This window comes from Psychroserpens sp. XS_ASV72, assembly GCF_041224425.1.
Classification (GTDB): Bacteria; Bacteroidota; Bacteroidia; order Flavobacteriales; family Flavobacteriaceae; genus Psychroserpens.
Map to the genome: position 1 here is coordinate 246428 of NZ_JBGFGL010000085.1, position 11602 is coordinate 258029.

An 11602-nucleotide genomic window follows, 5' to 3' on the forward strand; every position below is an offset into this window, starting at 1 on the left:
TTACCATACTGCAATTGCATTAAATTGTTTGGTTTGTCCTGCAGTTTCAATCTCAATTGTATAATTATCTTTCGGAAGCACATGATCTTCAAATTCAAAGATTACGAATCCGTCAACTGTAGTTTGTGTAGCTGAAGTAATTTCAGTAGTATTCTTAAACCATCGTGCATGAACATTCAAACCATCAGGAATCATTTGACCCATAAAACTTTGAATAGGTCCGACGCTTATTGTTCTTGAATTTTCTGAAAAGACAACCTTAAAGTCTTCAACAACCTGACTGTAATGCAAGGTTATTTCGTTGCTTTCTGAAATGCCTTCCACATAGGCTTTGACAGTCCAATAGGATTCGGTATCAGGATGTATCATTTGTGCTTTCGCTATGCCATTTATGGTGAGTCCAGAGGTTTTTAAAATCGTATTTTCATCTGTGGTGATGTAAAATTCCACGTAAGTGCCATCGCTAACAACATTCTTGTTACGATCTGTAATTATAGAGGTTTCAAAGGTTGTGATTTGATTACCATCAGCAAATTGATGAGGTCGATTCTCGGAAATCGTAAACGTTGTCGGAATTGCAGGATTCACAACAACAGTGTATTCTTTTGAATTCAGTTCTATGCAAGATGATGACAACAGCATACGTCCACTTTGTCTAGGGGAATAAAAATTTTGATAGGCAAATCCATTAAATGTAAACAAACTATCAGATGTCTGTTGTTCTAAAAATTGACGATGGGTTGTGACTTTAGTTTGATTTGTCAAGGTGTTGTCATAACGATCTGTTGGAATAACCACCAACATGGTATAATCACTTCCGCCAGCCTCGATACTTGGAGGGCCCAAATAACTTTCAATTTTTGCAGTCTCCTGTAACGGACGGATTGTGATTTGCCCATTGAATTCTGAAGCTCCAGATAGTATAGTCCATCGCAAAACACCTGATTTTTTTGTGAATGCTTGTGGGATGCTGTAGCTCAAAATTGTATTTTCCAGATGAGGCTCAATAATCGTGGAGCCATAACTGTTAGAACAGTAGAGTAGTGGTTTACTCTCAGTTGCACTCTTAAATTTAAGCTGAAGATCTTGTCCAGCACTCCACACTTCTGGTGCGTCAATCAATTTGAAATGGTCATTGACCATAGGTGTTTCACTATCTTTTTGAAAAACAGTGAGAAACAGAATCAATAGTGCTATGTGGTTAAGTTTTAAAGCCATTAGTTCGGATTTCCAATATAGGCATTTGTCTCTATTTTAATAAAGTCAAATGTCGAATTCGTAAGTTTCTGAAGTTCAGATTGTGAATGCTTATCGATTCGGTTTGGTACAATTTTGTCTGAAATGGGTTGGTTGGGCAGGCCATTTACAAAGACATGTTCCATATTGTCACTAATGATTTCAACAGTATTAGAAGGTAGCAATGGATATAAGAATTGTTGCTTGCGTTGTTGTCGAATACCTTCCTTCACAAATATATGATCAACCCAAATAAGGGTTTTCGAATGGTCATAGTAAGATACTAAGACTTGAGGTATCGTCACTTCTTCAATACCAGAATTGAATAATTCTCCAGTGATTGTATCCGATTTAATTTTGAGGTGGCTAATCGATAGATCCTTATATAAGCCGATACCAGATACATTTCCAGCAGCTTGAAGATTAAATTTTGTAGGTTGCTCCTTTAAGTCAATTGGTGTAAATTCATCTGGATTGAAACTCTTTGGAATAGAGTCTTGAATTCGAGACCAAGCAATACCTTCAAAATCAATTCTAAAAACCGTTGTCTCTTTAGGCATGAGCTTATGCTTCATATGATATTTGGCGTTATAGGTCGCCAGTAATTTGTTCTCATCATTATAAAGGGATCCTTTGAGTACCACATCTGCAGGAACATTATCAATATTTTGAACTTCTCCAACAATAGCATATTGATTATTGTGCTTGACCAGTTTGGCATTGAGTATTTCCAAAACTGGTTGCTTCAAAATATCTTCATGATAGGTTTGCTCTGTTGTAATGCGTCGTCGGCCTTGGTTAAAAAACCCAGTAGTGGCTTTAGTATAAAGTTGGTCAGGAGGTAAATCGGTTTGCTTAGATTCAGGGTTTATAAACCATTGTCCGTTGATTTTTTGAAGTGATTTCACATCAGAGCGTTCAATTTTCTCTAAAGGCGTAATCCACTTTGTATCGACTTTTAATTTTGCTTTGTTTTCAGATTTGCTTATCACTTCGGTATGAATGGCATCAAGTTTTGCATAGCTGCTCAACAAGCCATCTGTAACCGAAACCTCCAACATATATTGCTCTAAAGACATCTGCGATTCTGGATTGATGAGTTTGAAAGCGCTCTCAAATGCCTTGAAATCCAAAGCATCGTAATAAGCCAAGACTGCATTTTCAGGTTGTTTCTGAGAGTTGTTTTTGATATATAGGTCATAAAATCCGAAAGCAAAAATGGCGAATACGAGCAAACTCCATACATGTGAAATGCTTATAAGTTTCGTTGAAAATTCTTGATATGCCAGACCGTATTTAAAAAAGTCTTTAATAGGTTTTTGCTTGGTTTTGAGTGCATGAATCCATAGCATTTGAACATTAAAAACAAAGGCAATCAACACAGTCAAAAGTGGGACAGTTCCCCAAAGTATTTTCTGCCAGGTGTCTACATCATCTTTGGGTAGAATTGATGGTACAGGAGGAATATTAAGGCGTTCCCAAACCATAATACCGTTTTCTAGTTGTTGTAAGCGTTGCCATCCGCAGAAATACAAAATGGGATCGTAAAATTTATCGTTTGAAAAAATATATTTCAGATGGTATTTTTCGGGAGTTGTTAAAAATTGTTGGAGGGAACCAATACCAGCAACACCTTTGAACTTAGAATTTTCCAAACGTTCAATAGGCCTGGTGGTAAGTTCAGGAAGACGTCTGGCTGAATGGTAATTACCATCTACAGACATGGCATTGGTCTGTGCACTGAGCCAGGCCATTTGATCACCAAATCCCAAAGTGAGAAAACGCCATTTGTCATGATCGTCTTGGTTAAGAAAATTCACAATCGGAAGCATCTTGATTTGATCTGGCTGAGATGGTCTGAAATATCCAAGACTCATAGTGAAAATGGTCATGAAGATGAATAGGCCAGCTAAGATTCCACCAAGTAGACGATGATAGATAGCGCCAAAATTATTTTGGATTTTTGACTTCAAATCAGTTTCAACAAAGCGGTAAACAAACTCCCCAAAGATTGGTAGCGACATGATAGAAGCCCAAAGTGTAAATCTATCTAAGGTTAAAATATTGAAAGCCGTTTCACCCAAAACCAATTTAGGGATTGCTGTTGTGCCACCAGTTCCAAGAATGGTTAGAGCTGTTATCGACAATCCGAAAAACAAATACCGCTTGCTGTAATATCTGTAAAATATATAAGGTAGAAGTAATAGTAAAATGCCCCAAGGAATAAGAAAAAAGACCAGACCAGATGAGGTGATCTCTAAAAAGTTATCACGAGAACCATGAGGTATGGGCACTTGTGTTATGGGATTGTTTTTTGAATTGATCCAATAGGGCAAAATACAGGAGACAATTATGACCAAAGACAGTATTCCAAATGAAATAATACGTTTAAACAAACGTTTGAAGCTTTCCAAAAAAACCTTAAAGGTGACCGCCTTATATGATTCAACTTTATCTTTGGCAGCATCCATGATAACCATTCCAATCAAAGGAAAAATAAAGAACACCATGCCAAAAATAGGAGTTACATGATGTGACGTAACGGTTACTGCAATAAGTGATAATGAGGTAAACAGGTACCACAGTTTTCCAGTTTTGAGCCAAAGGTAGATTTCAGGTAACGCATGCATTAAAACCGAAATACCAACAATACTCGGAAGCTGACCAAAAACATGTAAAGTTTCGACAAATGAGGATGAAAACACAGACAACAGTGCAGCGTAACCAGCAACATGTCTATTACCTGTTATGAGCAAGGCAAATCTATATACTCCAGTAATAAATAATAAGACCGCAATAAGTGCCACAGCAAACAATCCGAATTTAAGACCTCCAATCATAGAAAGTAATGCTATAGACTGGTGCACTAATGGAGGATAGCTCATTACAGTAAAACCAGTATACCATTTGTAGTTCCAAGGTTCGAACCAACTGTTGGAATAGTGTTCTGCAAAAAATAGATGTATTAAAGCATCATAAGTGGTTTCCAAAGTGAAAAATATGGAACTCCCATGAAAAACCAAGCCTAAAAGTAGCGCTGCTATGAGGTATTTATTTGTGGTTTCTTTCATTTGAAATGCTTCTGATTTCGATAATGTAAAGATATATAATATAGGAAGTCAGTCAATTATCACTCGTCTACACGAATCTACCATTCAACTACACTAATTGCGATGTGAACTAAAATCCATTTTTTAGGACGTCAATGCCAGTACTTTTGAACTGTCAAAATAAAAAAACACAAGACATGAAAATATTAGCAATCGACGATCAGCAACTGGTATTACTGCCTTTACAAAAACGATTAACAGCCCTTGGCTACAATGTTAAGATTGAAACCAATGCAAATCATGGGATCACATTATTTGATGCCTTTCAACCCGATTTGGTTATTGTAGATATTAATATGCCTAATATTTCAGGTTTGGATATTGTATCTCATATACGTGAAACGAAATCTTCAGAAGTGCCAATTATGGTGTTATCAGGAAATACCCAAGACACTATTATTTCAAAAGGCTTCGATTTAGGTGTAGACGATTATGTAAAAAAACCGCTGAGTTTAAACGAGGTTTGTGCTAGAGTGAAAAAGCTAATAGGAGCACCTGATGTTATAAGTGATGTTTCCACTTCAGAGGTTTTGATTCAACAGCGATGTGTTGGTGTGGTGATACCATGTTATAATGAAGAAGAACGCTTATTAAGTACAGAATTTCTCGAATTTGTTGAAAAACACTCAGGGTATCACTTGTGTTTTGTTAATGATGGCAGTAAGGACAATACCTTAGAGGTTTTAAAATCGCTTCAGAAAGGAAGAGAAGATTTTATTAGCGTATACAATTGTGTGCAAAATGGAGGAAAAGCTGAAGCGGTTAGATTGGGAATGCTCCACATGGCTCAAAAATCAGATTTGGATTATATTGGCTTTTTAGATGCTGATCTTTCCACAGATTTATCCGATTTTGACGACTTGGTCAAAACTATTGAAACATCCGAATTTAAAATCGTTAGTGGCTCTAGAATATCGAGAATGGGAGCCAATATCACCAAAGAATCCGCTCGAAAGACCATTAGCCTTACCATCAATTTCATTATCAGAAAGATTTTATCTATGGATTTCAAAGACACCCAATGTGGTGCAAAGATTTTCCATAAAGATGTAATTCCAGTAGCCTTTAATGACAAGTTTGTAACACAATGGATATTTGATGTCGAGATTTTTAAAAGGATCACACACCAATATGGATTAAAACAAGCTAAACAAATGCTTTGTGAGCAACCATTAAAACGATGGATTCATGCTGATGGTTCTAAATTGTCTATGAAAGACTCTATAAAAATTGTGATGCAATTGGCGCAAATAGCTTGGGTTTACAGATCTAAAAAAACGACTGAAATCACCGTTGAGGACACCAACTTAAATCTTGTTGAGATTACGAATTAAAAGCATATGAAAACAGGTATTATAATCGTATTTCATAATTACGAGAATGAATTGCATCCCAAAGTTTTGGTAAATCAAATTCAAAAGATTGTTCATGTGCCTTTATGCTTGGTGAATAACGATAGTAAAGACGAAACTTATGATATTTTGAAAGACGTAAGAGATCTGTGTCAGAATGTTTCGGTGGTTAATATAAAGAAATTCAAATCTGATATGTCTGCCGTTCGTGCTGGAGCAAGATTTTTGCTAAGTCAGTATCAACTGAAACATTTGGGTTATATCAATACAAATTTGATTAGTTCAAATTTGGGGTTTGTCCCCTTTTTAGAAGTTTTTGCTGCGTACCATAACGATATTATTTCAATGGGTATTTCAAATCAGAAACCTTCAAAACAAAAAACCACACAACCACTTTTTTCAGTGGTTGATGAGGTGCAAAAATTAAAAGCATCTTTTCAAAAAGAAAACATATTACAATAAACAAATGAATGTATATCCAATAAAATTCGATCCTATTCTCAAAGAAAAGATTTGGGGAGGACATAAGTTAAAATCTCAACTGAACAAACCCGTTACTTCAAAGACCACAGGAGAGAGTTGGGAAATATCAGGAGTTGAAGGAAACGTGTCTATCGTTTCTAACGGCATTTACAAAGGAAAAACACTAACAGAGTTATTGCAGTGTTACAAATCAAATCTTCTCGGGTTTCATAATTATGAAACGTTTGGCGATGAGTTTCCTTTATTGATTAAATACTTGGATGCCAAAACCAATTTATCCGTACAGGTGCATCCAGATGATAAGATGGCACGACAGTACCACAATTCATTTGGTAAAACGGAAATGTGGTATATTATGGATAGCGATCCAGATGCTGAGATTGTTTTGGGTTTGAAAAATGAAACGATCAATCCTTCTGTGTTGAAATCGCTTCATAAGGACAATGTAAATCAGTATTTCAATAGAAATCAAGTGAAAAAAGGAGATAGTTATTTTGTTCCTGCTGGAAAAATCCATGCTATTGGAGCAGGAGTGTTGGCCGCTGAAATCCAACAAACTTCCGATATAACCTATCGCGTATATGATTGGGATCGTTTGGATGCTAATGGTAATGCTAGGGAACTACATACCGATTTGGCTGTTCAAGCAACTAAGGTGACGCCTAACCATTGTATTACAGATTACAGTTTACAATCAAACACTAGTACCAATTTAGTTGAGACCCCTTTTTTTACTACCAATATCATTGAGGTTAAGAACAAACTTACAAAGACTTATGAATCATTAGATTCATTTATGATTTATATGTGTGTTGAAGGTGCTTTGGAGATGTGTATTGATGGTTATTCAGAATGTGTTAAAATGGGAGAAACTGTATTGGTGCCAGCAACAGTAGAAACTATCAGCTTCAAAGGAAATCAAGCAAGGCTTCTCGAAGTGTATATCGATGCCCAATCCTCTCAAAGTTTAAAAAAAGTATCCTGAAAATAAAAGGTTAAAGCGTTGTACTATTCCTATATTTGTGTTCATAATCAAACACCATGAGCGTACTTCAAACCCTTCAAGAGCGAAGCCAAAACCGTTGCGAATTATGTGCCGCAACAAATGACTTGTCGCAATATACAATTCCGCCATCCTTAAATGAAAACGTTGCCAATGATATCTTGGTTTGTAAAACCTGTCGAGACCAAATTGAAGGCAATGAAGCAATGGATCCCAATCATTGGCGATGCTTAAACGACAGTATGTGGAGTGAGCACGTTCCTGTTCAAATTATGGCGTGGCGTTTATTGCATCGCATAAAATCTGAAGGTTGGCCGAGTGATTTATTGGACATGATGTATTTGGATGAAGAAGCCATGGCATTGGCAAAAGCCTCTGGAGACCATTTGGATGATAAAGATAAAATCATTCACCGCGATGTTAATGGTGTCGAATTGCAAACTGGCGATTCTGTAGTTTTGGTCAAGGATTTGAAAGTGAAAGGATCAAGTATGGTTGCTAAGCAAGGCACTGCAGTTAGAAATATTCGTCTAGATCGTGATAATGCTGAATATATTGAAGGTAAGGTTGGTGCACAAAACATTGTGATTGTCACTAAGTATGTCAAGAAGCTTTAGTCCTTATCGTTTTTAAACCATCCAAATCCTAAAGGAATTAGCAAGACCAAGAACAAGAATTTTCCAGAGATAATTCCGTACATTGTGATGGCAGCCAAGATGAGATAAATGATGACTTGGTTTGATAACTTCATGTCACAAAAATAATTAATTGATGCTTGAGATAAGACCAACCTGTGAAAACTGTAATAAGGATTTACCATTCGACTCCACTGAAGCCATGATATGTACATTTGAGTGTACCTTTTGTGTAGATTGTGTCGAGCTACTACAGCACGTATGTCCGAATTGTAGTGGTGGATTTGAAAAGCGACCTATTCGTCCGAAAAACCTGTTGAAAAAATATCCTGCTTCAACCAAAATAGTTCACAAACCTGTAGACCTAGAATCTCATCTTAAACAACTTAAAAAATAAAATGATGCTTTGTTATAGATTTATCGTAATTGCCTTGTGTTTATGTTTTCTAACATGCCAAAACAAAGAAAAAGAGAAATCTTCGTCTGATATTCTACAAGCTATAATTTCTGAAGTTGAAAGCTACGAAGGTTATGATAGCGAAACCTATCCCTTAGGGCTTTTTACTGAAGACTATTATAAAGCTGAAGCTGAGTATGCCCAAGCAAAACTTGAAGAACTAAAGACTGTTGATGCTGAAGACTTATCTGATACTGAAAGCATCTCGTTAGAACTTCTGAAGTTTGTTCTTCAAGATCAAATAGACTATTATGAATATGAAGCTTATTTGAATCCGTTGTTATCAGATACAGGATTTCATACCAATTTAACTTACGAAGTCCGTCCGCTGACAAATTATAGTCAGGTTAAATCTTATCTGAATAAACTGAAATCTATTCCAACTTTTGTCGATCAACATCTGGTCAACCTTAGAAAAGGTCTGGAAAAAGGCGTATCTCAACCCATAGTGATTTTTAAAGGTTATGAATCCACTTACGACACACATATTGTAGAAAACGCTGAGGATAGCTACTATTTTTCCCCATTCAATAGTTTGCCAGACGATTTAACGTCAGATCAAATAGATTCTGTAAATACAGTTGCAAAATCTATAATAAATGAACACGTCACACCGCAATTCAAACGCATCAAAACCTTTTTTGAAACAGAATATTTTCCAAAGACCAGAACGACTTTAGGGGTTTCAGAAACACCCAATGGTGATGCCTATTACCAAAACAGAATTAATTATTATACCACAAGCACACAATATACAGCTGATGATATCCACAATATTGGTCTTCAGGAAGTTGCCAGAATCAAATCTGAAATGGAGACTATTATCAGTGAATTGAATTTTGAAGGTAGTTTTGAGGATTTCTTTCGCTTTTTAAGAACTGATAAGCAATTCTATGCCGAAACACCAAAAGAGTTATTGATGATCGCTCGAGATATGGCGAAACGTGCTGATGCTCAATTGCCACGCTTTTTCAAAACCTTACCGCGAAAGCCTTATGGAGTTGCACCTGTTCCAGATGCCATAGCACCTAAATATACGGCTGGGCGTTACATCGGAACAACAAAGGAAAGCACTGATCCTGGTTATTATTGGGTGAACACTTATGATCTTCCAAGCAGAACGTTGTATACCTTGCCAGCCTTAACGGTTCATGAAGCAGTTCCCGGACACCATTTACAAGGTAGTTTGAATAATGAATTAGGTGATGACATCCCACAGTTTAGAAAGGATTTATATTTGTCGGCTTATGGTGAAGGTTGGGGATTGTATTGTGAGTTTCTTGCTGAAGAAATGGGAATGTATACTACACCTTATGAAAGGTTTGGGAAGCTTACATATGAAATGTGGCGAGCGTGTCGATTGGTCGTTGATACTGGAATACATGCCAAAGGATGGACACGGAATCAGGTTGTGGATTACATGGCCTCAAATACGGCATTATCACTTCATGAAATCAATACGGAAACCGATCGCTATATTTCTTGGCCAGGACAAGCCTTATCCTATAAGATTGGAGAGCTAAAAATTAGAGAACTTCGGACAAAAGCTGAAAAGGTTCTAGGTTCAAAATTTGATATTCGGGAATTCCACGACGTGATTTTAAATCAAGGTACTGTAACCCTATCCATTTTGGAGGATAGAATAGACGATTATATCATAAGTCAGAAATAAAAATAGCTTTTAAATTGTTGTAGCTGTGTAGTTTGTCGGTTAAAAATTACCACTTGTAATCGAAATCCAACCAATTATACATTTAATCGAAAATATAGCATAAGCTCACTGTAAATTTGGATATTTATAACGATCAGATTTGATTTTTAGCACCAACATTTACATTGAAGTCAACCTAAAATTATGCTATTATGAACCTAGAAATTACACATTCCAATAACTTTTTTAAAGTAAAAGGGTCGTTGCAAAGAGACAATGTTCATGTGTTCAAAAGAACCTTTAGAAACATTTTTGAAAAAGTCAACGCAATCACTATTAGTATTGAAGACTTGAAAAGCATTGATAGACATGGTGTGAGTGCTATTGCGCAATTACATAATGAATCTATCGTTAAACAAAAGCGCTTATCAATAATCGGATTGGGCTGCCAAGAACTTTACACCCATTTCAAATCTAAGGAAAAAGAGGTAGCAGCTTAATTAGAGCGCATTTTTTTGGTGATTGAAAAACGCATCTGCTTGCAGTTGCATCAATTCCCTTGCTTTTTTACGTTTGTAGGTATAGAGTTCATCCTCTTCGGCAATATCATTGTAAATTCGGTTATTTAGACTCTGATCGGTTTGTAAGAGCACTTTTCGTTCACTTACTTTTTGCTCAACCCATGTTTTAACGGCTGTTTCTGCATCTTCTAATTTATAGTCATATTCTCCTTTTGGCGACAATAATTTGGCAAAAATAGGTGAGGTTTCTATGGCAAGAAATAAAAGAAAAATAAACAAAGACGGTAACCAAGGAAGTTCTCCTAGGGCATTTACTCTAGCCATCAAACCATCAAATCCATCAATAATTGGTTGTGACGAATCAACTTGATTATCATAATCAGATTGAAGCTGAACAATCTGTTGTTCCTTAGAAGTTATTTTAGCTTTGTTTTCGGATTTAAGCTGCTGCAATTCTGCTAAGGCGGCATCATGTTTTTCTCTTTTTTCTTTGTATACAGGACCTTTGCCTAACAATTTTGTGCCAGCAGTACCTTCAGCTTCTGAAATATAAGTGTCGTAAAGTGCGTTAACTTCAGCTTCTTTGGTGTCGATTTCAGATTGTAAAGATTGTATGTCACTTTGCAGATTTTGAATGTTTGGTGTGTACTGTTCAGCGATTTGATTTTGATTGGCAAGCGTCAGTTCATTTTTTTGTTCTAAAAGCACTTGATTGATTTCCTTTTCAAAGATTTTTAATTCTAAAGGTTTTGAAATCACAACGGCAATGATAACGGCTAATATAATTCGAGGTGAAGCCTGAATGATTTCGTCAATAATATTGTCTCTTTTTTTGATGGTAGAAACAATAAACCGATCCAAATTAAAAATCAGTAAGCCCCAAACAAAACCAAAAGCTACAGCTGCAAATAAATTATCAAAAACGGTATAGAGGGCATAACTACAGGCAATAAAGGCCATGACAGCGGTGAAGAAAACAGTAGCGCCAATACCAGCAAATTTATTTTGTTCGCCAATAGAACAGTTGTCTAAAATATCGGTATCTGATCCTGAGCAGATAATAAAGAACTTCTTAAGCATGATTGTTGTGATTTTGATTGATTGTCTATTAGAACGTAAAAAAACTCTAAATGTTACATATTTAGGCATTTAAT

The 11602-nt window shown here is 36.1% G+C and carries 11 protein-coding genes; 7 read left to right on the plus strand and 4 right to left on the minus strand.

The genetic code is table 11. From position 1 onward, the window contains the following. Together AB9K26_RS14725 and AB9K26_RS14730 are read right to left on the minus strand one after the other, a co-directional pair. Nucleotides 1–1218, minus strand: coding sequence for a hypothetical protein (locus AB9K26_RS14725; protein ID WP_369973334.1), 1218 nt, complete (start codon nucleotides 1216–1218; stop codon nucleotides 1–3). Continuing rightward, nucleotides 1218–4307 carry a hypothetical protein gene (locus AB9K26_RS14730; protein ID WP_369973335.1) on the minus strand — a complete coding sequence of 1030 codons (3090 nt, stop codon included), beginning with the start codon at nucleotides 4305–4307 and terminating at the stop codon, nucleotides 1218–1220. Before AB9K26_RS14730 ends, AB9K26_RS14725 begins: the two co-directional genes overlap by 1 nt. Nucleotides 4308–4483: 176 nt before the next feature. Here AB9K26_RS14730 and AB9K26_RS14735 point away from each other — a divergent pair, with 176 nt between their 5' ends. From AB9K26_RS14735 to AB9K26_RS14750, 4 genes are read left to right on the plus strand one after another with little or no spacing between them, the layout of a single operon-like run. Beyond that, nucleotides 4484–5680 carry a response regulator gene (locus AB9K26_RS14735; RefSeq protein WP_369973336.1) on the plus strand — a complete coding sequence of 399 codons (1197 nt, stop codon included), beginning with the start codon at nucleotides 4484–4486 and terminating at the stop codon, nucleotides 5678–5680. Nucleotides 5681–5686: 6 nt separating this feature from the next. Beyond that, complete coding sequence (locus tag AB9K26_RS14740) at nucleotides 5687–6160, plus strand: family 2 glycosyl transferase (protein ID WP_369973337.1); 474 nt, start codon at nucleotides 5687–5689, stop codon at nucleotides 6158–6160. Between the two features lie 4 nt (nucleotides 6161–6164). Then, entirely contained in the window at nucleotides 6165–7166 is a 1002-nt protein-coding gene (locus AB9K26_RS14745) for a type I phosphomannose isomerase catalytic subunit (RefSeq protein WP_369973338.1), read from the plus strand. A gap of 56 nt (nucleotides 7167–7222) precedes the next feature. Next, a complete protein-coding gene (locus tag AB9K26_RS14750; protein ID WP_369973339.1) occupies nucleotides 7223–7801 on the plus strand; it encodes a PhnA domain-containing protein in 579 nt (192 codons plus the stop codon). Here the strand turns inward: AB9K26_RS14750 and AB9K26_RS14755 are convergent. Continuing rightward, the gene (locus AB9K26_RS14755) at nucleotides 7798–7935 is read right to left on the minus strand and encodes a hypothetical protein (RefSeq protein ID WP_369973340.1); all 138 of its coding nucleotides are present in this window, start codon (nucleotides 7933–7935) and stop codon (nucleotides 7798–7800) included. The two genes, AB9K26_RS14750 and AB9K26_RS14755, sit on opposite strands and share 4 nt — an antisense overlap. Before the next feature lie 20 nt (nucleotides 7936–7955). Between AB9K26_RS14755 and AB9K26_RS14760 the strand changes: the two genes are divergently transcribed. From AB9K26_RS14760 to AB9K26_RS14770, 3 genes are all read left to right on the plus strand, one after another. After that, nucleotides 7956–8216 carry a DUF1272 domain-containing protein gene (locus AB9K26_RS14760; protein ID WP_369973341.1) on the plus strand — a complete coding sequence of 87 codons (261 nt, stop codon included), beginning with the start codon at nucleotides 7956–7958 and terminating at the stop codon, nucleotides 8214–8216. Between the two features lie 4 nt (nucleotides 8217–8220). After that, entirely contained in the window at nucleotides 8221–9948 is a 1728-nt protein-coding gene (locus tag AB9K26_RS14765) for a DUF885 family protein (RefSeq protein ID WP_369973342.1), read from the plus strand. Between the two features lie 191 nt (nucleotides 9949–10139). Then, nucleotides 10140–10427 (plus strand): hypothetical protein, encoded by a 288-nt coding sequence (locus AB9K26_RS14770; protein ID WP_369973343.1) that lies wholly within the window; start codon nucleotides 10140–10142, stop codon nucleotides 10425–10427. Here AB9K26_RS14770 and AB9K26_RS14775 read toward each other — a convergent pair whose 3' ends face one another. Continuing rightward, nucleotides 10428–11528 (minus strand): DUF4407 domain-containing protein, encoded by a 1101-nt coding sequence (locus AB9K26_RS14775; protein WP_369973344.1) that lies wholly within the window; start codon nucleotides 11526–11528, stop codon nucleotides 10428–10430. Nucleotides 11529–11602 lie beyond the last annotated feature (74 nt).